General features: G+C 28.3%; 32 protein-coding genes and 4 tRNA genes. 13 read left to right on the forward strand and 23 right to left on the reverse strand.

All coding sequences use genetic code 11. The features are described from left to right. Positions 1 to 125: 125 nt before the first annotated feature. The 4 genes from HMPREF9309_RS03915 to HMPREF9309_RS03930 form a co-directional block, all read right to left on the reverse strand. Entirely contained in the window at positions 126 to 431 is a 306-nt protein-coding gene (locus tag HMPREF9309_RS03915) for a hypothetical protein (RefSeq protein ID WP_016646626.1), read from the reverse strand. Positions 432 to 468: 37 nt separating this feature from the next. After that, positions 469 to 690, reverse strand: coding sequence for a hypothetical protein (locus HMPREF9309_RS03920; protein ID WP_016646627.1), 222 nt, complete (start codon positions 688 to 690; stop codon positions 469 to 471). 135 nt (positions 691 to 825) lie between these two features. Continuing rightward, positions 826 to 1,149 carry a hypothetical protein gene (locus HMPREF9309_RS03925; RefSeq protein ID WP_016646628.1) on the reverse strand — a complete coding sequence of 108 codons (324 nt, stop codon included), beginning with the start codon at positions 1,147 to 1,149 and terminating at the stop codon, positions 826 to 828. A gap of 69 nt (positions 1,150 to 1,218) precedes the next feature. Then, a complete protein-coding gene (locus HMPREF9309_RS03930; RefSeq protein ID WP_155827318.1) occupies positions 1,219 to 1,650 on the reverse strand; it encodes a hypothetical protein in 432 nt (143 codons plus the stop codon). A gap of 233 nt (positions 1,651 to 1,883) precedes the next feature. On the opposite strand from HMPREF9309_RS03930, the gene HMPREF9309_RS03935 reads away from it, so the two are divergent. Beyond that, on the forward strand, positions 1,884 to 2,135 hold the full coding sequence (locus tag HMPREF9309_RS03935; RefSeq protein WP_016646630.1) for a hypothetical protein: 252 nt from the start codon (positions 1,884 to 1,886) through the stop codon (positions 2,133 to 2,135). A 119-nt stretch (positions 2,136 to 2,254) separates the two neighbouring features. Here the strand turns inward: HMPREF9309_RS03935 and HMPREF9309_RS03940 are convergent, their stop codons facing one another. After that, positions 2,255 to 2,470, reverse strand: a complete 216-nt coding sequence (locus HMPREF9309_RS03940; RefSeq protein ID WP_016646632.1) for a hypothetical protein — start codon at positions 2,468 to 2,470, stop codon at positions 2,255 to 2,257. A 161-nt stretch (positions 2,471 to 2,631) separates the two neighbouring features. Here HMPREF9309_RS03940 and HMPREF9309_RS03945 point away from each other — a divergent pair, with 161 nt between their 5' ends. After that, the gene (locus tag HMPREF9309_RS03945; RefSeq protein ID WP_016646633.1) at positions 2,632 to 3,129 is read left to right on the forward strand and encodes a hypothetical protein; all 498 of its coding nucleotides are present in this window, start codon (positions 2,632 to 2,634) and stop codon (positions 3,127 to 3,129) included. 632 nt (positions 3,130 to 3,761) lie between these two features. On the opposite strand, the gene HMPREF9309_RS03950 is transcribed toward HMPREF9309_RS03945, so the two are convergent. Further along, positions 3,762 to 5,096: an OprD family outer membrane porin gene (locus HMPREF9309_RS03950; protein ID WP_016646634.1), complete on the reverse strand. Its 1,335-nt coding sequence runs from the start codon at positions 5,094 to 5,096 to the stop codon at positions 3,762 to 3,764. A gap of 73 nt (positions 5,097 to 5,169) precedes the next feature. Beyond that, positions 5,170 to 5,754 (reverse strand): transglycosylase SLT domain-containing protein, encoded by a 585-nt coding sequence (locus HMPREF9309_RS03955; RefSeq protein ID WP_016646635.1) that lies wholly within the window; start codon positions 5,752 to 5,754, stop codon positions 5,170 to 5,172. Positions 5,755 to 5,906: 152 nt separating this feature from the next. Here HMPREF9309_RS03955 and HMPREF9309_RS03960 point away from each other — a divergent pair. The 4 genes from HMPREF9309_RS03960 (at position 5,907) to HMPREF9309_RS03975 (ending at position 6,418) form a co-directional block, all read left to right on the forward strand. Next, positions 5,907 to 5,982 (forward strand) — tRNA-Val (locus HMPREF9309_RS03960). An 8-nt stretch (positions 5,983 to 5,990) separates the two neighbouring features. After that, positions 5,991 to 6,067 (forward strand) — tRNA-Asp (locus HMPREF9309_RS03965). Between the two features lie 11 nt (positions 6,068 to 6,078). Next, a tRNA-Lys gene (locus HMPREF9309_RS03970) sits at positions 6,079 to 6,154 on the forward strand. A gap of 188 nt (positions 6,155 to 6,342) precedes the next feature. After that, positions 6,343 to 6,418, forward strand: a tRNA-Glu gene (locus HMPREF9309_RS03975). Positions 6,419 to 6,524: 106 nt separating this feature from the next. Here the strand turns inward: HMPREF9309_RS03975 and HMPREF9309_RS03980 are convergent. Next, entirely contained in the window at positions 6,525 to 7,292 is a 768-nt protein-coding gene (locus HMPREF9309_RS03980) for a hypothetical protein (protein ID WP_016646636.1), read from the reverse strand. A gap of 112 nt (positions 7,293 to 7,404) precedes the next feature. On the opposite strand from HMPREF9309_RS03980, the gene efp reads away from it, so the two are divergent. Further along, positions 7,405 to 7,971 carry an elongation factor P gene (efp, locus tag HMPREF9309_RS03985; RefSeq protein WP_016646637.1) on the forward strand — a complete coding sequence of 189 codons (567 nt, stop codon included), beginning with the start codon at positions 7,405 to 7,407 and terminating at the stop codon, positions 7,969 to 7,971. A 39-nt stretch (positions 7,972 to 8,010) separates the two neighbouring features. Here efp and HMPREF9309_RS08830 read toward each other — a convergent pair whose 3' ends face one another. After that, entirely contained in the window at positions 8,011 to 8,226 is a 216-nt protein-coding gene (locus HMPREF9309_RS08830) for a SelT/SelW/SelH family (seleno)protein (protein WP_269208084.1), read from the reverse strand. A 65-nt stretch (positions 8,227 to 8,291) separates the two neighbouring features. Between HMPREF9309_RS08830 and HMPREF9309_RS03990 the strand changes: the two genes are divergently transcribed. The 3 genes from HMPREF9309_RS03990 to dnaE all read left to right on the forward strand — a co-directional run bounded on the left by HMPREF9309_RS03990 (position 8,292) and on the right by dnaE (position 12,853). Next, the gene (locus HMPREF9309_RS03990; RefSeq protein WP_016646638.1) at positions 8,292 to 8,837 is read left to right on the forward strand and encodes a DJ-1 family glyoxalase III; all 546 of its coding nucleotides are present in this window, start codon (positions 8,292 to 8,294) and stop codon (positions 8,835 to 8,837) included. Between the two features lie 93 nt (positions 8,838 to 8,930). Continuing rightward, the gene (locus tag HMPREF9309_RS03995; RefSeq protein ID WP_016646639.1) at positions 8,931 to 9,179 is read left to right on the forward strand and encodes an RNA recognition motif domain-containing protein; all 249 of its coding nucleotides are present in this window, start codon (positions 8,931 to 8,933) and stop codon (positions 9,177 to 9,179) included. 131 nt (positions 9,180 to 9,310) lie between these two features. After that, positions 9,311 to 12,853 (forward strand): DNA polymerase III subunit alpha, encoded by a 3,543-nt coding sequence (gene dnaE / locus HMPREF9309_RS04000; protein WP_016646640.1) that lies wholly within the window; start codon positions 9,311 to 9,313, stop codon positions 12,851 to 12,853. Between the two features lie 73 nt (positions 12,854 to 12,926). On the opposite strand, the gene HMPREF9309_RS04005 is transcribed toward dnaE, so the two are convergent. The 6 genes from HMPREF9309_RS04005 to HMPREF9309_RS04030 form a co-directional block, all read right to left on the reverse strand. Continuing rightward, on the reverse strand, positions 12,927 to 13,457 hold the full coding sequence (locus HMPREF9309_RS04005) for a hypothetical protein (RefSeq protein ID WP_016646641.1): 531 nt from the start codon (positions 13,455 to 13,457) through the stop codon (positions 12,927 to 12,929). Continuing rightward, positions 13,454 to 13,834, reverse strand: a complete 381-nt coding sequence (locus tag HMPREF9309_RS04010; RefSeq protein ID WP_016646642.1) for a hypothetical protein — start codon at positions 13,832 to 13,834, stop codon at positions 13,454 to 13,456. Before HMPREF9309_RS04010 ends, HMPREF9309_RS04005 begins: the two co-directional genes overlap by 4 nt. 3 nt (positions 13,835 to 13,837) lie before the next feature. Beyond that, positions 13,838 to 14,251 (reverse strand): NINE protein, encoded by a 414-nt coding sequence (locus HMPREF9309_RS08760; protein WP_016646643.1) that lies wholly within the window; start codon positions 14,249 to 14,251, stop codon positions 13,838 to 13,840. Between the two features lie 5 nt (positions 14,252 to 14,256). Further along, positions 14,257 to 14,664 carry an NINE protein gene (locus HMPREF9309_RS08765; RefSeq protein WP_016646644.1) on the reverse strand — a complete coding sequence of 136 codons (408 nt, stop codon included), beginning with the start codon at positions 14,662 to 14,664 and terminating at the stop codon, positions 14,257 to 14,259. Then, complete coding sequence (locus HMPREF9309_RS08770) at positions 14,661 to 15,050, reverse strand: NINE protein (RefSeq protein ID WP_016646645.1); 390 nt, start codon at positions 15,048 to 15,050, stop codon at positions 14,661 to 14,663. The genes HMPREF9309_RS08765 and HMPREF9309_RS08770 overlap by 4 nt, the downstream gene beginning before the upstream one ends. A gap of 66 nt (positions 15,051 to 15,116) precedes the next feature. Next, a complete protein-coding gene (locus HMPREF9309_RS04030; protein ID WP_016646646.1) occupies positions 15,117 to 15,440 on the reverse strand; it encodes a TM2 domain-containing protein in 324 nt (107 codons plus the stop codon). A 137-nt stretch (positions 15,441 to 15,577) separates the two neighbouring features. Between HMPREF9309_RS04030 and HMPREF9309_RS04035 the strand changes: the two genes are divergently transcribed. After that, positions 15,578 to 15,775 carry a hypothetical protein gene (locus tag HMPREF9309_RS04035; protein WP_016646647.1) on the forward strand — a complete coding sequence of 66 codons (198 nt, stop codon included), beginning with the start codon at positions 15,578 to 15,580 and terminating at the stop codon, positions 15,773 to 15,775. Positions 15,776 to 15,856: 81 nt separating this feature from the next. Here the strand turns inward: HMPREF9309_RS04035 and HMPREF9309_RS04040 are convergent, their stop codons facing one another. Continuing rightward, the gene (locus HMPREF9309_RS04040) at positions 15,857 to 16,648 is read right to left on the reverse strand and encodes a DUF234 domain-containing protein (protein WP_016646648.1); all 792 of its coding nucleotides are present in this window, start codon (positions 16,646 to 16,648) and stop codon (positions 15,857 to 15,859) included. Positions 16,649 to 16,789: 141 nt separating this feature from the next. On the opposite strand from HMPREF9309_RS04040, the gene HMPREF9309_RS04045 reads away from it, so the two are divergent. Together HMPREF9309_RS04045 and HMPREF9309_RS04050 are read left to right on the forward strand one after the other, a co-directional pair. Further along, the gene (locus HMPREF9309_RS04045; protein WP_016646649.1) at positions 16,790 to 18,094 is read left to right on the forward strand and encodes an aminotransferase class V-fold PLP-dependent enzyme; all 1,305 of its coding nucleotides are present in this window, start codon (positions 16,790 to 16,792) and stop codon (positions 18,092 to 18,094) included. Between the two features lie 69 nt (positions 18,095 to 18,163). Continuing rightward, a complete protein-coding gene (locus HMPREF9309_RS04050; RefSeq protein WP_016646650.1) occupies positions 18,164 to 18,943 on the forward strand; it encodes a sulfite exporter TauE/SafE family protein in 780 nt (259 codons plus the stop codon). A 17-nt stretch (positions 18,944 to 18,960) separates the two neighbouring features. On the opposite strand, the gene HMPREF9309_RS04055 is transcribed toward HMPREF9309_RS04050, so the two are convergent. The 7 genes from HMPREF9309_RS04055 to HMPREF9309_RS04085 form a co-directional block, all read right to left on the reverse strand. Then, positions 18,961 to 19,737: an undecaprenyl-diphosphate phosphatase gene (locus HMPREF9309_RS04055; RefSeq protein ID WP_016646651.1), complete on the reverse strand. Its 777-nt coding sequence runs from the start codon at positions 19,735 to 19,737 to the stop codon at positions 18,961 to 18,963. Continuing rightward, entirely contained in the window at positions 19,724 to 20,353 is a 630-nt protein-coding gene (locus HMPREF9309_RS04060) for a thiamine phosphate synthase (protein WP_016646652.1), read from the reverse strand. Before HMPREF9309_RS04060 ends, HMPREF9309_RS04055 begins: the two co-directional genes overlap by 14 nt. A gap of 33 nt (positions 20,354 to 20,386) precedes the next feature. After that, on the reverse strand, positions 20,387 to 21,112 hold the full coding sequence (locus HMPREF9309_RS04065) for a basic amino acid ABC transporter substrate-binding protein (protein WP_016646653.1): 726 nt from the start codon (positions 21,110 to 21,112) through the stop codon (positions 20,387 to 20,389). 23 nt (positions 21,113 to 21,135) lie between these two features. Beyond that, a complete protein-coding gene (locus tag HMPREF9309_RS04070; RefSeq protein ID WP_016646654.1) occupies positions 21,136 to 21,963 on the reverse strand; it encodes a transporter substrate-binding domain-containing protein in 828 nt (275 codons plus the stop codon). A gap of 135 nt (positions 21,964 to 22,098) precedes the next feature. Further along, positions 22,099 to 22,827, reverse strand: a complete 729-nt coding sequence (locus tag HMPREF9309_RS04075) for an amino acid ABC transporter ATP-binding protein (RefSeq protein WP_034907793.1) — start codon at positions 22,825 to 22,827, stop codon at positions 22,099 to 22,101. 4 nt (positions 22,828 to 22,831) lie between these two features. After that, entirely contained in the window at positions 22,832 to 23,542 is a 711-nt protein-coding gene (locus HMPREF9309_RS04080) for an amino acid ABC transporter permease (RefSeq protein WP_016646656.1), read from the reverse strand. 85 nt (positions 23,543 to 23,627) lie between these two features. Continuing rightward, positions 23,628 to 24,059: a hypothetical protein gene (locus HMPREF9309_RS04085; protein ID WP_016646657.1), complete on the reverse strand. Its 432-nt coding sequence runs from the start codon at positions 24,057 to 24,059 to the stop codon at positions 23,628 to 23,630. Positions 24,060 to 24,173: the final 114 nt, after the last annotated feature.

Consider the following 24,173-nt stretch of genomic DNA (forward strand, 5'->3'; position numbering starts at 1 on the left):
TTTCTCAAACTAAAACATTTACTTAACAAACGAAAGAACTACTACATACATAAAAATAGGAACAAAAAATAAAGCAAAAACACTCATAAAATAGTTAAATACATCATTATTTAAAACATCATAAATCATCTTGTAGCTCCTACGATTACTAAACCGATTAAAAAAGAAAAAGCTATTAATATAGCAGTTAAACCCATTAAAAAATTAAATTGATAGTCATAAATACCTAAATTTGGAATATAATTATTTTTATTTATATAACAGATGTTATTGTTTGATTCGTATATATAATTTGAGTAAATGTTTTGTAATGAAGCACTAGAAACAGAGGTATTATTATCAAAACCAATAAAGTAAACTTTTCCATTTTTGACGTAAAAATCCTTTATACAAATATTTAAATCTGGTATATAAATAGCATTTTCTTTCACAATATAGCCTTTAAGGGAGCAAAAAAGCTCCCATAAATTAAAAGATAAATCTCTTAACTCTACCAGCAACCATAAAAATGAAGCAAACGCCAATAATTCCAGCGAAAACATAATCAAACATTGCGTAATCTGCTTTTAATGGTTCAGTTGGAATAACAGGAGCATCGGCAGCTGTTAAAAGACTTGCTGTTAATAAGGCAGCACCAGTAGCTGCAACTTTAGCTTTTGTAGATTGTAGAAATGATTTAGCTTTATTCATTTCATACTCCTTTTTGAGAAATTGAGTTTTTAAAACTCTAAAAAACTTACCAACAAAAAAAATAATAAACTTTTTAGAATTTATTTGCGGGAGAGGGTTTGCTACTCACATTAAGGCATAAGCCCCCGCGATTTTCTACTTAGTTACTTCTTTTGAAATAAAAGGATTTTTAACAAATACTTGAAAATCCAAACTATCATCTGGGAACATATAAGCGCCCGTCCTGGTGTTTAAAAAACGATATGGAATAGCAACATACTTGCCCTTAACAGCATCAAATTTTGGCTTTAAATTTGCGTCAAAAGATATAGTTTCAGTTGATTTAATTAAATAGCCGTCTTGATCTCTACTTTCAAAAGTAATAGTTACGTCAATTGTGCTAATTGTTTCACCAGACTTTTTGTCAACTCTTGTTAGTGGGCGAACTTCGTCGCAATATCCGATTAAATAAGTGTACATAGTGTAGCTCCTTTAAAAAAAATAAATTTAAATAGTTTAATGTCATATTTAGGACAAATTATTAAAAATTTAGTCTTCATCATCACAAATAAATTCATCATCATCAGAAAAATCAAACTCAGTATCACGAAAAAATTCACGATAAAAATCAAGACCAATTTTTAAATTATCGTCATTAATTTTTTCTATCCATTCAACTTTTTCTAAATCTTGAGGTGTATTATGTTTTTCAAAAAATTCATCTTCCATACCTAAAACAGAAAAATGATCATATTCTCTTGCAAAACCTCGCCATTCTTTAGGTATAGGAATATAATCAGGTGTTATATGTTTAGCGATAATACTTTCATCTGAAATATCTTCATAATCATCAAAAAAATGATGTGCATCAAAATTATCTTTATAGTATTCTTTTTCATCATCATCATCAAAATAAAGAGACATATAACAAACCTTTTTATAAATTTGTGGCTTAGATTTAAGGGGCGGAGCTACAGCCACCCCAGAACAGTTTTACAACTTGCTTAGGTTGTCATCAATTAAGACGAATAATAACTTTTCCTGTTATCTCCCTACATATCTTTACTTTATGGCGGAGTGGTCCAAAGTTAAAGTTGATATTTAAGCTTATAAAAGCTAAAATATTTAATTAAACTATTTAATTAAAAAGTCAACTTACTTAAATAGTTTAAGTTATTTTACTAAAAAACTAAAAAGAAGTCAAGACTTAAACAATGAATAATAAAGAATTTTGTGAAAAACTGAATATTTCAGAACCAACACTATATAACTGGAAAAGGGACAAACCACTTTTATATAAAATTGTAATGGAATACAAAAACAATAATTTAGATAAAAATAAAGATTTAAGTGAAATAGATGAATTACTAAAATATTTTAATGATTTAAGTATTTTAGAAAAAGAATATTATTTATCAGAAATTAAAGCAAAAGTTTTAAAAAGGAAAATAGAAAATAAGGAATAAAATGTTTTTAAAACAAAAAACAAAAGGATTAAATAAAATAGCTAGAATTTATGAAACTATAATAATTATCGGAATAATATTATCAATTATGATCTAAAATTATATACAATAAAAAATTATTAATATAAAATATCATCATTAAAAAGTTTTTTTATCTTATCAAATTTTAAAGACTTTTCATAATAATAAAACCAATTTTGAAGCCAAGTAGGAAAAGGCTTATTTTCTCCATTCCAGCCATTTATAGTATTGTAAGATAAATTTAACAAAATAGACAAATCTTTTTTATTTAATTCTAACTTTTTTAAATAATTATTAAAATCTTTTTTAGTCATTTTAAAACCTTTTAATTAAAATGCAAAATTATATCATAAAAACATTATTAAATCAAATATAATATCAAAATAACACTAGTTTAAGCATATTTTAAGTATCAATTTGATATAATTATAACATAAAAAGAAGTTAAAAAGACATCTTAAAAAAAGGATAAAAAATGAAAATGAGTTTTTTTAAATTTGATGATGGAATGACTAAAGGTTATGTATCACAAACAGACGCGGTTTTAGGTTGGAGTGCAGAGGGTATAGAAGTTAAGTTGCCACAAGAAGAAGATTATCAATATAGTCAAGCAGGTTTTGGTTATGACAATATCATCTATGATAATGGCGATGATACAATTTATGAATTTAGAACAGAGGATGTAGATGAAACATTTATAGGCACTTATAAGGAATTTATAGAAAATTCTTTTGATTACAATAATGTTGGTATATATAGTTTAGGAAACGGATACCTATCCAACCCTTATTTTCTAGGAGCTTATATAGATGAATTTGATAATGTTGAAGTAATAGATAAAACTGATGAATATTTTAATTTTGGCGTAGCAGTAGGCGGAAAAATAAAATTAAAAATAGATAACAATTTAATAGATTGTGTATGGAGTAATGATAATTATCAAGAAAGTATAACATTTTATTATGAAGAGTAATTAAAAAATAAGGTTGCCGAAATTATTTAATTAAAATTTCAAAATCCATAGGATAACAACCTTATTTAAAAGAACCTTGACAAAAGTAAAGGTTCTTTTTTAAAAGCCTATAAGGCAAAAAGAGGGAGCGACCCCCTGCTTAAGCAAATTAATTATACAAAAAAAAGAATTAAAATAAACTGAATATATACTTTAATATAAAATACATAATTCAAAAAATAAAACAAGAAAAAAACTATAAAAAAAAGAAATGGATAAACCAAAATTTATAATAACAAAAAATAAAAACAGGAGTTCAAATCCCTCTCTGTCCGCCATTAAATTTTATCAAGAAAAAACCACGAAGAATTTAAAAATAAATACCTACTTTTAATAAATATCAAAGATTTTTAAGATTAAATTTTCATATATAAATTTAAACAGATATGGCTATGAGTAATGATAATTTTAAAACTTAAAAGGGCTATTTGATATTATCAGCATTTTACTTATATCTTTAATATTGTATTTTTTATAAATTTTATTTATAGTTTTTAATGCATAATGCTTTTAAAATATGATTTTGCCAAATCAATTAGAATTTATAATTAAAAAATAAGTGGCATAAGAAAAAGCCTTTTGCCACTAAAAGATTAAAATTTATAACTTAGTTTTACCCAAAGTTCATCTATTTTTGATTTATCAGTTTTGTTGTTTAATGTTTTTTCCTCATTAAGGCTTACCCACATTAAATTTGTGCTCAAACCCTCTAAGCAAGGAACTTTATAGTTAAGCGCTAAGCTATATCCATTATATTCTCTTTTTACATTTGCTGGGTTCATTCCTGCTTGTTTATTAGGAGTGCTATGTTTTGAAAATACATAAGCTGCGCTAGTTTTTAAGTTTTTTATGCCAATTTTTGAAAAGTCATAATCGGTTTGAAATTTATAAGTTGTCATGCCCGCTGTTGAGGTAAAAAGGTGTCCGCCTCGAACTGGTAAAAACGTGTAGCTATTTCCACCAAGTCCAGCGCTCATTATAACAGATTTGTTTTTGCTTACGGTTGTAGCAGCGGCAATAAGGTTAAATCCATTTAAGTCATAAACTCCAGCTTTTATACCATACATTTGACCATTAAAATTTCTTTCTTCTAATTGGCCTGAAGTTTTAGAGCCTCTAAAATTTGCATCAAATTTAAGGTTAAAATTTTCAAACGGCACTTTGTAGTTTGCTTCAGTATAATAAAGATGAATATCTCCACTTTTATCTTTCATATTAGGAATTGCAAATTCAACATTATTTAAATAACTATATTGAGCTGTCAAGTCTAGATTTTCAAAACTTTTATTTGTTAAGCCTAAATAATAAAGTCCATCAAATTTATGAGCTTTTGGACCAACCCCACCAAGAGTGATTCTATCTTTAAATTTTGGATATTTTCCGCTTTCATCACCCATTATAGAGCTTGTCCTACCTTGAAATTTATAAACATAGCCTAAGAAAATATCATTGTTTTCTATATCTTTAATGTTTGCTGTAGCGCCTTCAAAAGATTCTTTTAAAATTCTTGCACCATTTCCAGCAACTAAAGGAGTGTTAATAAATTGCCTTCCGATTTTAATATCACTATTTGATATTTTATAACCTAAATGAAGTTGCGATAAAACAATTCCTTTAGTGTTTTGTTCGCCATTATAAAGTAGTTTTGCATTTTTTGTGCCAATTGGAGCAAAAGCTATTTGGGCAGTTGAGCCAAGATAAAAACCATATAAATCACCTGTTTTAAGACCAAGCTCTAAAGCAAAATTTGTAATGTTTTCATTATTAAATTTGCTAGTTTCATCTGTCTTATCCCAATACCAAGCTTTAAGTTCTGAGTTAAATTTTGTATTTAATAACGCATCTTTTAAGCTCTCATTATTTGAGTTTGCAAACGCCATACTTGAAAGTGCGATAAGTAAAGTTATGCTAAATTTATGAGGTTTCATAAAAATCCTTAATAAAAAATTTATCCAAGATTATACCAAAAGTAAAATTAGTTTTACCTTTTTTACAAGAAATTTAGTTTTGGCCAAATTCCTTCATAAAATACTTATAAAATCGCTTATAGTAAGGATTTGAGCCTCTGTGTCTCATGCCGTAATTATAACATTCTATGGTTTGTTGCATATCTTTATTTTTGGCATTAAAACATTTTCTTAGGATTTTTGCACATTTTGTTAGATTGTAGTTTGGGTTAAATATATATTCAATCTCATTTAGGCTAAAATTTTGAGAGTTTAACTGTCCAAGACCAACATCTATATTAAAGCCATTTTTTAAAAGAAGTTTTGATATTTCTATTGCATAAGGTTCGTTTGATGGATTTATGGAAACTACCCATTTTGATTTGTTTAGCGAATACTGACTTGCTTTTACTCTTATGTTTTTTGTCTCTAAACTTTTAAAATAAATTGCGTTTTCTTTATTTGTTAGAAACGAAATAGCGTATGGGTTAAGATCACTTTCGATTTTTACTATTGTATAAAGAACTTTGTTAGCTATTCCTTCTTTATAAGACACATCTTTTATAGCGTATAAAATTTCTTCATAACTGTATGAAAAAAGTAAATTTATAGAAAAAAATATAAAAAATAAAATTTTCACATCCAACTCTCAACTTTAAATTTTAGTTTAAATTATAGCAAAAATTGTAAATTTTGAATTTTTATAAAAGACTTTAAGTATTTAAGCTTAAATTAAGATATTTGATTGTATAATTTCATTTCCTTTTTAAGGAAAAAAGCTTAAAAAGTTGTGGTCGCTTAGCTCAGTTGGTAGAGCGCCACCCTTACAAGGTGGATGTCAAAAGTTCGAGTCTTTTAGCGACCACCATTTTAGGTGCAGCAGTAGTTCAGTTGGTTAGAATATCGCCCTGTCACGGCGGAGGTCGCGAGTTCGAGTCTCGTCTGCTGCGCCACTTTTTAAGGTGTCTTGCTAGCTCAGTAGGTAGAGCATCTCCCTTTTAAGGAGGGGGCCGTTGGTTCGAATCCAACGCAGGACACCATCTTTTATTCTAATTTTTAATGCATCCATATATTACGTTATTTTAAAAAAGAATTTACATTTTCTGTAAAATAGTTTTTATTTTATTAAGAATATTATAAACTAATGATTATGTAAAAGTAAACATAATTTCTATAAATTTGACAAATTTGTAAAAAGATAATAAAATCAAAGCTTTAAATTTATTGTGACCCTTTCGTCTAGTGGCTCAGGACATCACATTCTCAGTGTGAAAACGGTGGTTCAAAACCCCCAAGGGTCGCCATTTTTATGAATAATTAATTTTTAGCTCTGTATATTGGCTATTGTTTAAATAAATATAAAAAGCTAGAAATTAAATCCTAGCTTTTAAAAATTTATGGTTTTAAAATTTATTCTTTTTCAACAGTAAAACTAAACGGAACACCTTTTATAACACCTTTTGAGAAAAGTTTTTTTGCATCTTGAAGTACTTTATCTCTTTCTTCATCGCTTGCTTGATCATCACTTACTGTAGCATTTACATCGTAGTATTTATTTAAAAGCTTTATTAGAGCCTCTTGATTATCAGGATTTATTTTTGAAGCTTCTTTTAGCATTATGGCTGATTTTGTATAAGCGCTTTTTCCATGAACAGGGGCAAATATTATCCTAACATTTGCATTTCTTAAATACTTTACCATTTTAGTTAGATGTTCACGACAGTCAGGGCATTCAGGATCGCTTACTATATAGGTCATAAATTTGTTATTTTTATCAAAAGATTCTATATTTATAAACCTATCTTTAGGAATTTCTTTTATTATTTCATAGGCTATTTTGTCTTGATTTGCCTTTATATCTGCGTGAAGTTTATTCATTCTTCCTTCGATTAAAGTTTTATCTTTGTCATTTCCTATAAAAACTAAATTTGAAAAGCCAATTATACTTTTTCCATCTTTGCTTACAAACATCGGCACCATTTCTCCGTTTATATCTGTAATTACAAAATTTAATCCATCAATTGATTCAAGTCTATCTACTGACATTATCTCAATTTTTTCAACATTTTTAACTATATTTTTAAGTGTGCTTTCATAATTTTTACTAAAAATTTCTTCAGCAAAACCTTGTGTAAATACTAAAGCACTCAAACCTAGGTAAAAAGCAAATTTTTTCATAGTTCATCCTTTCTAAAATTTTATATATTATAGCCATTATTGGATTAAAATTTTATCATTTTAACTATATTTTTTGCTATAATGCTGTTTTTATTAAGATTAAGGAGAATTTATGGCTTATTCTATGGGTGATTTAAAAAAAGGCTTAAAGATAGAAATTGATGGTATTCCATATAAAATTGTTGACTATCAACATGTAAAACCTGGAAAAGGTCCAGCTTTTGTTCGTGTAAAAATTAAATCTTACACAACAGGAAAAGTTTTAGAAAAGACTTTCCATGCAGGCGATAAATGTGATGAACCACATTTGGAAGAAAGACAGATGCAGTATTTATATGATGATGGTGAGTATTGCCAGTTTATGGATACTGAAAACTATGAGCAAGTTGCAATTAGTGATGAAGAAGTTGGCGATAGCAAAAAATGGATGCTTGATGGAATGATGGTTGATGTGCTTTTTCACAATGGAAATCCAATAGGCCTTGAAGTGCCTCAAGTTGTTGAGCTTAAGATTATAGAAACAGCTCCAAATTTTAGAGGTGATACTCAAGGAAGTAATAAAAAACCAGCTACTTTAGAAACAGGCGCTGTTGTACAAATTCCATTTCATATCCTTGAAGGTGAAGTTATAAGAGTTGATACAACAACTGGCGAATATGTAGAAAGAGTTAAAAAATAAGTTAAATTTCAAGGATTTTTCCTTGAAATTTTTAGCGCCCTATATCAAATCTAAAATTTCATTTTTGTTTGGGAAGCGGTTAGTCTCTTTTTTAGAAAAAATCACTCTGCCATCAACTTCAACTATGAAATTTCCATTTCCACCAGCTATTAGCTCTATATCTGCATTTGGAAATTTGGATAAAATTTCATCTTTCACACGGAAAGCTTTTGGTTCATAGTTTCAAATATTACAATATGTAATCTTTATTTTCATAAAATTTCCTTTATTTAAAAAATCAAGTATAATTATAGTATTAAATTTAAACAAAAGGAGAAAATATGAAAAAAGTTGCAATTATTTTAGCAGATGGATTTGAAGAAATTGAGGCAATCACTGTAATAGATATTTTAAGAAGAGCTGAGATTAAGGCCGTTAGTGTCGGTCTTAATAAAAAAATAGTTAATGGAACTCACGGCATAGAGGTAAAAGCAGATATGATTTTAGATGATTTAAATGTAGACGAGTTTGATATGATAGTTTTACCAGGGGGACTTCCAGGAGCTGAGTATTTGGCAAAAAGTGAAAAATTAGCTGAAATTTTAAAAAAATTTAATGATAAAAATTTAAAAATTGCGGCTATTTGTGCAGCTCCTTGGGCGCTTTCAACAGCTAAAGTTTTAAAAAACAGCTACACTTGCTATCCAGGGTTTGAGCAAAAAGTAAATCACAAAGGCTACACCGATAAAAAAAATGTAGTAATTGATGAAAACATAATAACATCAAAAGGACCAGCTACGGCGATGGAGTTTGCTTTAAATTTGGTAAAAGTACTTTTAGGAGATGATAAATTTAATGCTTTAAAAACCGAACTTTTATATAAATAAAACAAATTTAAAAAATTTATATCAAAATAGCTAAAATTTAGGTAAAATATCCAAACCAAAAGATAAATTTGGAATTTTTTTAAGGGATATAATTTGAATATCTATGTAGGTAATTTACCGTTTCGTTTAGCTGAATCAGAGCTTAGAGAAGCTTTTGAACAGTTTGGAGAAGTTAGTCGTGCTAAGATCATAAAAGATCGTGAAACAAATCGCTCAAAAGGCTTTGCTTTTGTTGAGATGAGTAATGATGATGAGGCATCAAAAGCCATAGAAGCTTTGGACAATAAAGAGCTTTTTGGTAGAGTTTTAAGAGTGAATGAGGCTCGTCCTAAACAAGACTAAATTTACTTTTTAGACCGCTTTTGCGGTCTTATCCTTTTTTAAAATTTCTTCTCATTTTTTTTGATATTAACCATATTTTTATAAGATTTTTATACAATTACATCTATAAATAAATTTTTAAAGAGAGTTTTATGAGCAAATTTACACACTTACATTTACATACTGAGTATTCACTTCTTGATGGAGCAAATAAAATTCCAGAGCTTGCTTCTATACTAAAAGAGCAAGGCGTTAATAGTGTTGCGATAACAGATCATGGAAATATGTTTGGAGCTATTGATTTTTATAAAACTATGAAAAAAAATGGCATCAAGCCAATAATAGGAATTGAAGCTTATATTCACAATCACGATGATTTAGGTGATAAAAGCGATAGGCAAAGATTTCATATTATTTTGCTTGCTAAAAATGAAATTGGATATAAAAATTTGATGTATTTAAGTTCAATGGCATTTTTAGAGGGGTTTTATTATAATCCAAGAATTAATAAAAAAATTTTAAAAGAACATAGTGAGGGTTTGATTTGTTCGGCAGCTTGCTTGCAAGGTGAGGTTAATTTTCATCTTAATGTAAGTGAAAAAAATAGACAAAGAGGTGCAAAAGGCTATGAAAGAGCAAAAGAAGTTGCGCTTGAATATAAAGAAATTTTCAAAGATGACTTTTATCTTGAAATTATGCGTCATGGCATAACAGATCAGCTAAATATAGATAAGCAAATTCTTCAAATTTCAAAAGAAACTGGTATAAAAGTAATTGCCACAAATGATGCACATTATCCATATCAAAATATGAGTGAAGCACATAATATTTATATGGCGATTTCAGGCATGAAACTTCGTCATGCCGTAAGACAATTTTATGTAAAAAGTAGCCAAGAAATGGAAAAAATATTTGCTGATATTCCAAATGTTATAGAAAATACACAAGAAATTGTTGATAAATGCAATTTAGAGCTAGATTTAGGTCACCCAACTCCACCAAATTTCAAATTTACAACAGATTATGCAAAAAATTTAAATTTAACTTTGCCAAATCCTGGTGTTAGAGATGATTTAGAAAATGATAAGGTTTTATTTGAGTATTTAAGTAGGAAAGGACTTGAAGAAAGACTTAAATTTATAGACTCATCAAAACACGAAGTTTACAAAGATAGACTAGAAAGAGAAATAAGCATAATAAATTCTATGAAATTTCCAGGATATATGCTTATAGTAAGTGATTTTATAAATCACGCCAAAGAAAAAGGTATCCCAGTTGGACCAGGTAGGGGAAGTGCTGCTGGAAGTTTGGTAGCGTTTTCATTGAAAATAACAGATATTGATCCACTTCCATATAACTTGCTTTTTGAAAGATTTTTAAATCCTGAAAGAGTGAGTATGCCAGATATTGATGTAGATTTTTGTCAAGATAGGCGAGGGGAAGTAATTGATTATGTAATTGAGCAATATGGCAGATACAATGTCGCTCAGGTTGCAACTTTTGGAAAGTTGCTTGCAAAAGGTGTTATTAGAGATGTTGCAAGAGTTTGTGAGATGCCTTATGCCGAAGCTGATAAAATGGCAAAGTTAATACCAAATGAGTTAAAAATAACTCTAAGAGATTCATTTGATAAAGAGCCAAAAATAAGATCTTTACTTGAAGAAAACATAGAAGCTAAAAAAATTTGGGATTATGCATTAGAACTTGAAGGACTTAATAGAAATGCAGGAATGCACGCAGCCGGAGTTGTGATAAGCAATGATGAGCTTTGGAACAAAACCCCTGTTTTTATCCAAACAAATAATGATAAAGGTCATCTTATCACGCAATACACAAAAGATTATCTTGAAGATGTTGATTTAATCAAATTTGACTTTTTGGGTCTTAAAACTCTAACTGTTATAAATAACGCTATAAAGCTTGTTAAAATGCGATATAACAAAGATGTCATTTGGGAAAAAATCGATATCAATGATAAAAAAGTTTATGAAACCATAAGCAGTGGAAATACTTTAGGAATTTTCCAAATAGAAAGTGGCGGTATGCAAAAACTTGCCACTGATTTAAAGCCTGATAATTTTGAAGATGTTATAGCGATGATAGCGCTATTTCGACCAGGTCCTATGGATCTTATACCAAACTTTATTGAAAGAAAACATGGAAACGCAAAAATTGACTATCTTATAGATGATATAAAAGAAATTTTAGAGCCAACTTATGGAATTATTGTCTATCAAGAACAAGTTATGCAAATCGTTCAAAAAATAGGTGGATTTAGCCTTGGTGAAGCAGATATCGTAAGAAGAGCGATGAGTAAGAAAAAAGAAGAAGAGATGAAACGCCTAAAAAAGGAGTATTTAGAGGGTGCTAAAAAAGGTGGATATGATATCAAAAAAGCCGATGAGCTTTTTGAAATGATTATGAAATTTGCCTCTTATGGATTTAACAAATCTCACGCTGCAGCTTATGCATTAATTACTTTTCAAACTGCTTATTTAAAGGCATATTATCCAGCTGAGTTCATGGCTGCACTTTTAACAAGTGAGGAAAATAACCTTGATAAAGTTGCAAGATATATAGATGAGATCAAAAGACTTAATATTGAGATTTTACCACCATCTATAAATTTATCCTTAAGAGAATTTAGCGTTGTTCAAAAAGGCGAAAAAGATGCAATTGTTTTTGGAATGGGTGCTATAAAAGGTGTTGGTCTTGGTGCGATAGAAAATATCGTAGAAGAGAGAAAAAATGGAGATTTTACTGATATTAGTAACTTTGCTTCAAGGATAGATAGTTTTAAGGTAAATAAAAGAGCGCTTGATGGACTTATAAAATCCGGCGCGATGGATTGTTTAAAACTAACGAGAAAAAATTTATTTTTAAATATTGATAATATCACAGAATCTACGCGTAATGCAAATAAAATAAAAAGCGATAAAGAAAACTCTTTATTTGCTGATTTAAGCGATGATGATATGAGTATGGAAGTTGAGGTACATTTAGAACTAACTAATGGTGAATATACTCAAAAAGATATTTTAAAAAACGAAAAAGAAGTGCTTGGACTTTATCTTTCAGGACATCCGCTTGATGATTATGTGAATGAAATAAATGAGATTGATTATACATTAACCAGTCAATTTGAAGAGCTTAATGATGTAACCGAGACTTTACTAGTAGGAAAAATAGAAGAGATAAATACAAGAATAACCAAAAAAGGCTCTAAAATGGCGATAGTTAATGTGCTTGATCTACACGGAAACTTTGAAATGGTAGTTTTTGATAACAAACTTCCCGAGATAGAAGCTTTATCAGAAACTGAGCTTGAAAGACCGTATGCTTTTAGAGTAAGAATTGAAAAAGATGATGCGCAGTATAAAATAACCTTAAATGAGTTTTTAAGACTTGATGAGGCAAAAAACTCAGATTTTAAAAAGCGAAGTTTTGCCAAAAAGGGCTTTAAAAAAGAAGAAAAAAGATTTTATGAAGAATATGTTTATACTATAAATTTAGATGAATTAAACCAAAATATAATTAATGAAATTTACAATCTTGCCTACAAACAAAATAACTTGAAAAACTCTAAAAAACTTATTTTAAGAGTTGAGACTTCAACAAAAGTATATATTTTTGAAACAAATTTCTTTGTTGATGAGAGTTTTGGTCAAAATGTAAATGAGATTTTGGTAGCGTAATTAAATAAAATTTAGTAAGAATGTATTTTAATAGCTTAGGAAAAATTCCTAAGCTATGGTCTAAAATTAAAATTTATTTTTCTACTTTTATAAGAATTTCGCCTTTTCCATTGTCGTATGCTATATAATTATAACTTATAGTTCCACTTAGAATATTGGCTTTGTTATTATAGCTTTTAAAGTCTTCTTTATTTAATGTATTTTTAAGTTCTATGTCTTGCATAATTTCTTTTTCCATTTGCCTACCATAATCACTTTTCATAGCTCTAGCCTGTGCGATATACGGAGCTGAGTTTAAAAATCCAAATGCTTTTACTTTTTTATTGGCTTCTTTGAGTGATTTTGCTGTTAGGTCGATATTGATATTTAGCTTACAAAAAGAAACTTTTTCTTCTTTATCTTTTTTTAGAAGTTCGTAATCATAGCTCGCTATTATGTCAAAGTTTTTATTAAACTCGTCTAAAAAATCATTATCAGCATCATCTATACCGTTTAATATTAAAAGTGCAGTATATGCACTTTCATCATCGTCACAGTCGTAACTACTAGCACAACCATTAAATAAAAATAAAACTAATATTGCTAAAGCTATTTTTTTAATCATTTAAACCACTCTTCGCTCATTTCGTGTGGATTGTTATTTAATAAATTTTTAATTTTTTTATCTTTTAAGATGCTTTTACAAATTTCATTGTTTGCATCGCTTCCCTGCTCAAAAGTAAAATTTTTATTTAATGTAAATTTTATACATTTTTTATTTTGTATTAAAATTTCAGCACTATTTTTATTTATGATTGAAAGTGGGACATTTGTCATTTTTGATAAATCATCCAAATCTCCAACAGCTAGTTGATAGGCAGAAATATCTGTTTGCATTGTCATGATATTGGTTTTTGCTTTTAGAATAAGAGCTTTTGTATTATTATTGCCGCAACCACACATAAAAATCATAACCATTAAAAAACTTAAAATTTTTTTCATTTTTTATTTCCTTTTTAAATAATTTAAAATTTCCATCATTTTTTGATAATTTTTATCTTTGCATCTTATAAAACAAAGAAATATATCAATAAACCAAAACACAATCATAGCTATAAATATAAACCCTATAATCATATCTAACACATCATTTTCACCTATTTCTTCTGAAATGGCTCCAAAAAAAGTGAGCATACACATTAAACCAACTTTTATTCCTCCAATTAAAAAATCTTCTAAATAAAATCTATCTACACCAAAAATACCTAGAAAAATAGACAAAATCAAACAAATTGTTGGGTTTTTAAATTTATACATCAAAATTTGCTCTTTTTGTTTATCGTCTAATGATTTTATTTCCTCATTTAGCATATAAACAGTATTTTGTGGCACATAATTTTGGATATCATAAAAAAACATATTTTCTACCTTATGATATTTAAAAATGTCTGATAATTTAACTCCTTGCACTCTTTTTGAACGCGAAAGATGTCAATAATCAAAAAAACCATGTATGCCAAAAATGCTACACCCATAATTGCATATGCTATTTGAGCAAGAAAAAGAGAAAGTAACAATCCAATAATTACTATTGCAAATGGTATGGCAATCTTTATAATACCCCATTTTATATCGCCTATATAAAATCTATCAACTCCCCAACCACCTGCAAATATAGACAATATTAAACACAATACTGGATTTTTAAATTTATAAATCATAAGTGTATTAAGTTGGCTTTCAGATAAATTTTCAAGTTTTTTATCCAAGCCATAGAGCGCACTGTTTGGTAAAACTTTACTTAAATTTTGCATTAAAATAGCGTTATTCATAATAATTCCTTTATTTTAGTATAATTTTCTTCTGATGTTTTATTAGCTAATAAAATGCCATCTACAAGTGCTACAATATACACAAGCCATGTTGGATCTATGACTGGATAGATAAAAAAGCCAATTATTACTAGAATAACAGTAGCTCCAGCATAAGCACCGCCAATGATATAATCACCAATGTAAAATCGATGAGCACCAAAATTTCCAAGAAAAATTACAAGCAAAACAATAATCAATGGTCGTTTCATATTCATCATAGATATATTGAGAGCTCTTGATTTTTCATCATCTAGATTATTTATTTTACCACTTAAAGCTAATTCATTGTAAGCCTTAGAGAACATCTTTTTTTTTATTTCTTCTGATAAAAAAATTTTATCCATCAATCTTCCTTTAAAAATGTACTATGTGAAATATAATTAAGATTTTACTTCACATAGTGTAGTTGCTTATGCAAAGTAGCTAATTTTTGCAAAATTATCTTTTTTAATGCTAGGCATTATTAAAAACCAGTCAATTATCGCCCAAATTCCAAGTCCACCCAATGTTACAAGCTTTAAAATTCCAAGCAAGATTTTACCTTGATAAAATCTATCAACTCCAAGACCGCCAAGTAAAATTGACAAAATAAGACCTAATTTAGGATCTTTTAGCTGAAGCATAGAAATCGAATCTATTTTATCGCTACTTAAATTTTCTAACTTCTTTTTTAAAGCAAGTTGCAAATCAGCAGGAACCTTATCCTTTAGCTGTAAGAAAAGTGAATTTTCCATTTATAATCCTTTTATTTAAAATATGTCTTTATATTATATGAAATAAAGTCTAAATTTTTAATAAATTTACGACTTATTTTCGCTGTTAATTATTTATTGCCTAAAAGATAAATTTATCACTAAAAAAAGGTAAATTTATGAATTACACTCAAAGAGACAAAGCAAGAATTTTAAGAGTTACGACTAGAACACTTCAAAGGTGGCGAACGACAAAGCCTGAATTATATGCTATCATAGAGGCTTCTTTTATCCTTAGAGAGGCGATTTCTTTTGATGAAGAAACAAATAAAAAAGTAAAAGAGATGATAAAAGAAGCAATTCCTGAAAATAGTTAGATTGGCTAAAAGTTAAATAATGAAAATGATTAAACGTATTTTAAACATAAAAATTTAATTTTTAAAATAAATTTTTGAAATTTAGACTAAATCTTTGAAGTCATTTAGCTCAAATAAAAGTAGATTTTCACTTCTTAAATTTATTAGTTCTTTGCTAAAGCCACTTTTTGAAAAAAGTGCTACTATGTGTGGTGAAATTCCTAGTTTTTGACATTTTAAGTCTATTAAATTTAAGATATTTTTACAAACTTTTCTCTCCTTGTATTTTACTTCGCCAACTATGAAAAAACCGTTAAGCTTAGCAAAAATGTCTATTTCAAACTCCTTTGTCCAAAAGCTGTAAATTTCAACCTCTTTTAAGTCAAGTCTTTTTTTTAAAAGCTCACAACTTAATGTTTCAAACCCTAGGCTTGAGTAATTATCAAAATCACACTTTATTTTTTCCAAAACTTCATCAAATTTGTTTCTTTTAAGTAGAGTTAAATTTGGCTCGACAAATCTAAACCAAAATCTTAAAAAGTTACTTTTAAAATGAATTTTATCGTGCATAACATATCTTCGTAAATGCCTTGGAAGCTTTTCTTTTGGATGTTTTGGAGTAGGTTTTTTCTCTCTAGTTTTTTCTAAAATTATATAATTTTTATTAAGTAAATCATTTACAATTTTTTGAGATTTATAGCGAGGAAAAATCTTATTAAGCCCGTATTTTTTCCTATCGCTTTTTGCAAATTTCATTAATGCAAGCTTTTCATCACTGCTTAAATCAAAAATAAATTCATCAAATTTATATAAAATTTCATTTTTTATAGCTTCAAAAACATTGTCATAAATTTTTGTATCACTCAAATTTTCAAAAAAGAAGTCATCAAACACAAAATGAAACTTTAAAAGTTCATTTATATTTAGATTTGGAAATCTTTTTGCTGTGATTTTTAAAGCGTTTATTCTAGTTCTCCTTTTTTAGTGCCATTTTACCAAATTTAGATATAATTTACAAAAATTCAAGGAAATAGTTTGAAGATAAATAAAGAAGATATTATTTTAAAAGAGGGCGTTTTTTATTTTGATTGGACGGCTTCTGGCTTGGCATACAGACCTATAGAAAATGAAATTTTAAGAATTTTAAAAACTTATGCAAATACCCATTCAGAAGCTAGTGAGCATGCAAGAATTACAAGCGAATATTATGAAAAAGCAAAAATTGGTTTAAAAAATTTATTAGAACTTGATGATAAATTTTATCTTTTTGCATGTGGTTTTGGAGCAACTGCAGCGATTAAAAAATTTCAAGAACTTATGGGAATTTATATTCCACCAATGAGTAGGGAGTTTTTAAAACTTGATATTAAAAATTTAGAAAATCTACCTTTAGTTTTAGTTTCTCCATACGAGCATCACTCAAACGAGATAAGTTATAGAGCAGGGCTTTGCGAGGTAAAAAGAATTCCATTAGATGAAAAAGGCGAAATTGATTTTAACGCTTTGACTCAAATTTTATCAGAAAACAGAGGTAGAAAAATAATTGCTTCTTTTAGTGTTGCTTCAAATATCACAGGCGTTTTGACTGATTATAAAAGACTTTATTTAATTGTAAAAGCATTTGGCGGGATAGTGACACTAGATGCAGCAAGTGTGGCATCTCACATGCAAATTGATCCTGGTTTTTATGATGCATTATTTATATCGCCACATAAGCTTTTAGGCGGAGTTGGATCAAGTGGAATTTTAATTATGAAAAAAGAGCTTTGTGTAAGCGATGAGCCGACTTTTGCAGCTGGTGGAACAGTGAGATATGTTGATAGAAAAACTCAAATTTATAAAATAGATAAGGAAAAGCTTGAGGATGCAGGAACACCTGGAATTACAGAGCTAATTAGGAGTTATTTAGCTTTTAAGCTTAGAAATGATATTGGACTTGAAAATATAGAAAAAAAAGAGCTTGAATTAAAAGAGTATTTTTTAGAAAAAATTTTAAGACTTGAAGATGTGATATTGTATGCCAAAGATGTTGAAAACAAACTTCCAATATTTTCGTTTAATGTAAAGGGTTTTGATCCATATACTTTTTCAACTCTTCTTAGTCAAAAATATAATGTAGAAACTAGAGCAGGATGTGCATGTGCAGGACCTTATGGACATGATTTAATGAATATGAATGATGGTAGAAATTTTTTAGAAGATGGCAAACCTGGATTTGTAAGAGTTAGTATTAATTATACACATGAAAAAGATGATATTGATTATTTAATAAGTGCTATAAAAGCAGTTATTAAGCTAAGAGAAAAAGTTAAAATGACAGGTGGAAAACATCTTTGCTAGTTTTGACTTAGTTTTATCAAATTTGGTTTAGATTTTTATATAGCTTTAAAATACGGGTAAGGGAAATTTGTGATAGAGTTTTTGCTTTTAGGGTGCGTTGTTGGTGTATGTGCTGGAATGTTTGGCATCGGTGGTGGGGGTATAATGGTTCCCATCTTTACTATGATTTTTTTAAAAGAAGGCATAAGTGATGCAATGCATTTGGCTCTTGGCAGTAGTATGTGTGCCATAATAATAACCTCATTATCTAGTTTTTTAGCCCATAATAAAAATAATGCTGTTAGGTGGGATTTGCTTAAATTAATTGTTCCTGGAATCATAATAGGAACCATGCTAAGTGCATTTATTGCCTCTTTTATACCAGCTTTTTATCTTGCTATGGTTTTTAGTTTATATATGTTTATTTCAGCCTTAAGAATGTTTTTCTCAAAAAGCGTAAGTAAAACAAGGCGAATTTATAAAAAACATATTCAATTTATCGCAGGACTTATCATAGGGTCAGTTTCAGCAATAGTATCGATTGGCGGAGGGAGTTTAAGCGTTCCATATATCGCTTCTCAAGGAGTTGATATTAAAAAAGCCATTGGAACATCTGCTGCTATAGGTTTTCCATTAGCTATTGCTGGGACTTTTGGCTATATCGTAAGTGGCTGGCAAAATACAAATTTGAGTGAGTTTATAATCGGGTATGTAAATTTAAAAGCTGTATTTTTTACAACAATTACCAGCTTTTTATTCGCACCACTTGGAGTTAAAATAATTCATAATATTAAATCACAAAATGTAAAAAAAATCTTTGGAGTATTTTTATTTATTTTAAGTATGAAAATGCTTTTTGAGTTTATCTAGGCTATAAAACTATAGTTTTATAGCACAAAAAATAAAAATACAATTCCAATAATAATTCTATAAACCCCAAAAGGAATATAATCAAATTTGCTTACAAATTTTAAAAATAAATTTATTGCCAAAAGTGCAACTACAAATGCTACAAAACCACCTATTAAAAATAGCCAAATTTGGGATAAATTTTCTTTAAAAATATTTAAATTTTTATAAGTATCATAAAAAGTTGCTGCAAACATTGTTGGAATTGCAAGCAAAAAGCTAAAACTTGCTGCTGTTTTTCTACTAAGTCCGCTTAAAAGTCCAATTATGATAGTTGCACCACTTCTAGAAGTTCCAGGAATCATTGCAAAACATTGTGAAAGACCTATTATAAATGCTTGCTTGTAAGTTATATCTTCAAGTTTTTGAGTTTCATTTTTGGGAGGATTTTTTTTACGAAAAAGTTCAACTACAATAAAAATAATACCCCAAATTATAAGCATATAGGCAGTAATTTTTGGACTAAAAAGTCCTTTTATTGATGAATAAAGTAAAAAACCTATCAATGCTGTTGGAATAAAGCCAATTATAAGTTTTATCCATAAATTTATATCTTGTTTAAGTCTTTTAAAAAACATAAAAACAACTGCTAAAATTGAGCCAAGCTGAATTACAACTTCAAAGCATTTTAAAGTATTAGTTTGCTCTAAATTTAACAGATGCGAAGTTAGTATTAAATGCCCTGTTGAACTAACTGGTAAAAATTCAGTTAGTCCTTCAACTATGCCTAAAATTATGGTATCAAATATTGTCATTTTTTTCCTTATTTTTATCTATTATGGCTTTTAAATTTGCTAAGTTTTGTGTGATTGAGTTTGGCTTGTAAGCCGCACTTACAATAGCTAAATAATCAGCTTTTTTATATAAAATTTTATCTAAATTTGAAGTGTTTATGCCACCAATTAAACAAGTTTTAATGCTTAATTTTGAAAAATCAATATTGTCTATATCGCAAATTTGAGCTTCTTTTTTTGTGGTAGAATTAAAAACAGCTCCAAAAGCTGCGTAAGTTGCACCTTCATTTTGAGCTTTTAAAGCTAAATTAATATCTCCATAACAACTTATTCCATAGATTTTATTTTTTCCCAAAAACTCTTTTGCAACATTTAAACTTGCATCATCCATTCCCAAATGAACGCCATGAGCTTTTACTTTTTTGGCTAAATTTAAATCATCATTTATTATTAAAAATGCATTAAAGTCTTCACATAAAGAGACTAAATTTCGAACAATTTTTTCATCTTTATTTTCTTTTTTGCTTCTGTATTGTATAAGTTTAATTCCTGATTCAAGCATTTCTAAAACTTGGGTAAAAATAGTGCTATCTGGGGTATAAAAGTCATCAGTTAATATATAAAGTTGGTTTTTCATGTGTAATTAAGCCCCAAGATTTTGGGGCTTTTTTTATTTAAGATCGTATTTTACTAAAATTTTATCGTAAGTTCCATCTGCTTTTAGCTCATCAATAGCATCATTAAATTTAGCTATAAGATCGCTGTGTTTTCCTTTGTTAAAAGCAAATGAAAAGCCATCACTTCCATCAGGTTCTGTGTGAAATGGCACTAAGTCAGGATTTTCTTTTAAGTATCCATAAGCTACTGATGAGTCAAATACTGCAACATCAACTTTGCCATTTTTTAAAGCCATTATTACATTAAATGGATCTTTCATAGTTGATACTTTAATATCTTTTAATTCTCTCATAGCTATTTCTTGAACTGTGCCAAGCTGAGTTGAAACAATCTTGCCTTTGATATCTTCTTTTGATTTTATAGATTCATCATTAGCTCTTTTTAAAAAAACATTTTCTGTTGAATAATAAGGATTTGTGAAGTCAGCTGCTTTTCTTCTTTGTTCAGTTGCACTCATTCCAGCTGCTACCATATCTATCTTACCGCTTTTTAAAGCCGGTATTAATCCATCAAAACCCATATTTATTATCTCATATTCAAAACCTATTTTTTTACTAATTGCATCTAGCAAGTCCATATCAAAACCAACAATTTGTGAGTTTTTATCAACAAATTCAAATGGAGGAAAACTTGCATTTGTTCCAACTTTTAAACTCTTGGCATTTGCTAAATTTAAACACGCCAACATAATTAATAAAAATTTTAAAAATTTTTTCATATCTATCCTTTTTTACTAAAATTTTATTTTAAATGATATTTTGTAAGCAATTTATTGTAAGTTCCATCAGATTTCAGTGCATCTAAAGCTTCATTTATCTTTGTTATTAAAGCTTCATTTTTGCCTTTTGCAAAAGCTATTCCAAAACCTTCAGTTCCATCATCTTCTTCAAAAAATTTAACCAAGTCTTTATTTTTGCCAAGGTATTCATTTGCAACTACTAAATCTAAAATAACAACATCTACTTTATTAAATTTTAAATTCATTATCCCAGCATCAGGTGTATTAAAAGTCTCAACCTTAGCGCCTTCTATTGATGAGGCAATTTCTTCGAACACAGTTTCTTTTTGTGCGGATACTATTTTTCCATTTAGGCTTTTTTTGTCTTTTATGTTGCTGTTTTTTAGATTTTTCAAATAAACAGTTTTTGTTTGAAAATATGGGTTTGAGAAATCTACAAGCCCTTTTCTCTCATCAGTAATACTAATGGATGATAAGCCTATATCTATACTTTCATCTTGAAGCGCTGGGATAATTTTATCAAAGTCCATTTCTTTTATTTTGTATTCAAAACCAGCTTTTTTAGCAATATCTTCTATTAAGTCAATTTCAAAACCAATTGGTTCAAAGCTCATTCCAATATATGAAAAAGGCTTATAATTTGCATTTGTTCCTACTATTAGCACTTTATTGTTTTTTTGTTCATGTGCTTTTGGTTGTTGTATTGTTGCTTCTGAATGCAATTGTTCTTGTGTCGATAAAGTCTTAGCCTCTTTTACAGCTTCAGGAGTTTCAGCATTAAGAAAGTTTACTAAAAAAAACACCGCAAAATAACTCATTATTTTCTTCATCTTTTGCTCCAAATATAAATTTTCATACCATTTTACCATAAATTCTTATTTCTTTTGCTTTTTTGAGTGTTAAATTTAACTTTTTATAAATAATGTTACATTAAAAAATTAAATGAGTTGTAATTTAATATAAACTCAATGATTTAAAACTTTGTTTAAAAAGTCTTCAAGCCTTTTATTTTCTGGATTTGTGAAAAACTCACTTGGCTTTTTATCAACTGCAATTTTTCCTTTATCTATAAAAAACACCCTACTTGCGACATTTTTTGCAAAACCCATTTCGTGTGTTACAACAAGCATTGTAATGCCTTGTTTTGCCACATCTTTCATAATGGCCAAAACTTCACCAACCATTTCTGGGTCAAGCGCAGAAGTTGGCTCGTCAAATAAAATAATATCAGGGTTTATTGCTAGACTTCTTGCTATTGCAACGCGTTGTTTTTGACCACCGCTTAGTTTGTGTGGATATTCATTTGCCTTGTCTTTAAGTCCAACTTTTTCTAATAAATTTAGCCCAACTTCTTGTGCTTTTTTTTCATTATAAATTCCTGCATTAATCGGAGCTAGAGTTAAGTTTTCAAGAACAGTTTTATTGGAAAAAAGATTAAAATGTTGAAAAACCATACTCACTTTTTGGCGAATTTTATTAATATCTGCGTTTTTATCTAAAATATTTTGATCTTTTATGTAAATTTCGCCACTAGTTGGTTCTTCAAGTCGGTTAATACATCTTAAAAATGTGCTTTTACCACCACCACTTGGTCCAATTATAGCGACAACTTCACCTTTTTTTATCTCAGTAGAGATATCATCTAAAACCTTTAATTTTCCATAATTTTTATATAAATTTTTAATTTTTATCAAATTTTCAGTCATTTTTGTTAAGCCTTGTTTCAAGTATTTTTGCTAAAAGAGTAAAAAATTTTACACTCGCATAGTAAATAACTGCTGCAAAAAGTATAGGTTGAGCTGTAAAAAGTGTAGCTTGAAGACTTTGCGAAAACATTGTTAAGTCAAATATGCCTATCATTCCAACAACCGAAGTTTCCTTAAAAAGTGATATAAACTCATTTGCAAGAGCCGGTAAAATATTTTTTATAGCTTGTGGAAAAACTACTTTTCTCATCGAAACTCCATAGCTAAGTCCCATAGCTCTTGCTGCTTCCATTTGTCCTTTATCTACGCTATTTATACCAGATCTTACTATTTCAGCAACATAAGCCGAACTGTTTAGGCCAAGAGCAATTATTGCTGCATAAAGACTATTTGACCAGGCCGCAAAAACAATAAAAGCAAAAACCATAAGTTGTATTAGTATCGGCGTTCCACGGATTAAATCAATATATTCATCAATTATGAAATTTAAAACTTTTATATTTAGAAATTTTAAAAATGCCAAAATAAAACCTAAAACTATACCTATAAAAATACCACCAACAGTAAGTTTAATCGTTATTAAATAGCTCGTTATATAAGATAGTTTTTGTGCCTGGCTTAAATCTTTTGGATATGTATAATAAACTGCTACTATGATAACTATTACAAAAAATAAAAATTTTAAGATATTTTCTTTTTTCAATCAATTGCCTTTTTAAAATTTAAACTAAAAGAATACTGAAATTTTGATATTTTTTAGCTTAAATTTAAGAAATTTATTTTTAAATTTATAAATGCCACATAGCTTTAGCAAAAAATACGATTATTATGCATAAAACTAAAGCAATAAGATGTGAAAATTTGCCAAATGGATCTGGTTTTTTTAATATGGCTACAAAATATACTGAAATAAAGGTTATAGCGCACATAAAAATAATCGTGAGAATTTTAAGACTTAGAAAAATTTGCAAATTTGAGTTAAAAAATCCTTTTGAAATACCGACATAATGACTTCCAAGCCAAATTCCACTTATTAAAAGCAGTAAAAATATCACACCAAAAACAACTCCACTTCCTTTTGTGTAGGCTTTTTTAACATTTTTATATACTTTTTCATCCACGCTTTTTTTAGAAAAAGGATAGATGATAACATCAAAAAATACATATCCTATAAAAAATATCGCACAAAGCAAATGTATAAATAAAGTAAAAAAATACATTTTAATTCCTAAAATTTTATTTTATGGAATTTTAGCAAAATTAAAGGCTAACTATAAAAATTAAATTAATTAAATTTAAAAAGATATATTTAATTTAATTTTAGATAAAATTAC

Source organism: Campylobacter ureolyticus ACS-301-V-Sch3b (genome assembly GCF_000413435.1).
In the GTDB taxonomy this organism is placed as follows: Bacteria; Campylobacterota; Campylobacteria; order Campylobacterales; family Campylobacteraceae; genus Campylobacter_B; species Campylobacter_B ureolyticus_A.

What these genes read in the sequence shown, in the direction of transcription:
- HMPREF9309_RS03920 (WP_016646627.1), bottom strand. Translation starts at nt 690, where the DNA reads ATGAATAAAGCTAAATCATTTCTACAATCTACAAAAGCTAAAGTTGCA.
- HMPREF9309_RS03925 (WP_016646628.1), bottom strand. Translation starts at nt 1,149, where the DNA reads ATGTACACTTATTTAATCGGATATTGCGACGAAGTTCGCCCACTAACA.
- HMPREF9309_RS03935 (WP_016646630.1), top strand. Translation starts at nt 1,884, where the DNA reads ATGAATAATAAAGAATTTTGTGAAAAACTGAATATTTCAGAACCAACA.
- HMPREF9309_RS03940 (WP_016646632.1), bottom strand. Translation starts at nt 2,470, where the DNA reads ATGACTAAAAAAGATTTTAATAATTATTTAAAAAAGTTAGAATTAAAT.
- HMPREF9309_RS03945 (WP_016646633.1), top strand. Translation starts at nt 2,632, where the DNA reads ATGAAAATGAGTTTTTTTAAATTTGATGATGGAATGACTAAAGGTTAT.
- HMPREF9309_RS03950 (WP_016646634.1), bottom strand. Translation starts at nt 5,096, where the DNA reads ATGAAACCTCATAAATTTAGCATAACTTTACTTATCGCACTTTCAAGT.
- HMPREF9309_RS03980 (WP_016646636.1), bottom strand. Translation starts at nt 7,292, where the DNA reads ATGAAAAAATTTGCTTTTTACCTAGGTTTGAGTGCTTTAGTATTTACA.
- efp (WP_016646637.1), top strand. Translation starts at nt 7,405, where the DNA reads ATGGCTTATTCTATGGGTGATTTAAAAAAAGGCTTAAAGATAGAAATT.
- HMPREF9309_RS03990 (WP_016646638.1), top strand. Translation starts at nt 8,292, where the DNA reads ATGAAAAAAGTTGCAATTATTTTAGCAGATGGATTTGAAGAAATTGAG.
- dnaE (WP_016646640.1), top strand. Translation starts at nt 9,311, where the DNA reads ATGAGCAAATTTACACACTTACATTTACATACTGAGTATTCACTTCTT.
- HMPREF9309_RS04005 (WP_016646641.1), bottom strand. Translation starts at nt 13,457, where the DNA reads ATGATTAAAAAAATAGCTTTAGCAATATTAGTTTTATTTTTATTTAAT.
- HMPREF9309_RS04010 (WP_016646642.1), bottom strand. Translation starts at nt 13,834, where the DNA reads ATGAAAAAAATTTTAAGTTTTTTAATGGTTATGATTTTTATGTGTGGT.
- HMPREF9309_RS08760 (WP_016646643.1), bottom strand. Translation starts at nt 14,251, where the DNA reads ATGTTTTTTTATGATATCCAAAATTATGTGCCACAAAATACTGTTTAT.
- HMPREF9309_RS08765 (WP_016646644.1), bottom strand. Translation starts at nt 14,664, where the DNA reads ATGAATAACGCTATTTTAATGCAAAATTTAAGTAAAGTTTTACCAAAC.
- HMPREF9309_RS08770 (WP_016646645.1), bottom strand. Translation starts at nt 15,050, where the DNA reads ATGGATAAAATTTTTTTATCAGAAGAAATAAAAAAAAAGATGTTCTCT.
- HMPREF9309_RS04030 (WP_016646646.1), bottom strand. Translation starts at nt 15,440, where the DNA reads ATGGAAAATTCACTTTTCTTACAGCTAAAGGATAAGGTTCCTGCTGAT.
- HMPREF9309_RS04035 (WP_016646647.1), top strand. Translation starts at nt 15,578, where the DNA reads ATGAATTACACTCAAAGAGACAAAGCAAGAATTTTAAGAGTTACGACT.
- HMPREF9309_RS04055 (WP_016646651.1), bottom strand. Translation starts at nt 19,737, where the DNA reads ATGACAATATTTGATACCATAATTTTAGGCATAGTTGAAGGACTAACT.
- HMPREF9309_RS04060 (WP_016646652.1), bottom strand. Translation starts at nt 20,353, where the DNA reads ATGAAAAACCAACTTTATATATTAACTGATGACTTTTATACCCCAGAT.
- HMPREF9309_RS04065 (WP_016646653.1), bottom strand. Translation starts at nt 21,112, where the DNA reads ATGAAAAAATTTTTAAAATTTTTATTAATTATGTTGGCGTGTTTAAAT.
- HMPREF9309_RS04070 (WP_016646654.1), bottom strand. Translation starts at nt 21,963, where the DNA reads ATGAAGAAAATAATGAGTTATTTTGCGGTGTTTTTTTTAGTAAACTTT.
- HMPREF9309_RS04085 (WP_016646657.1), bottom strand. Translation starts at nt 24,059, where the DNA reads ATGTATTTTTTTACTTTATTTATACATTTGCTTTGTGCGATATTTTTT.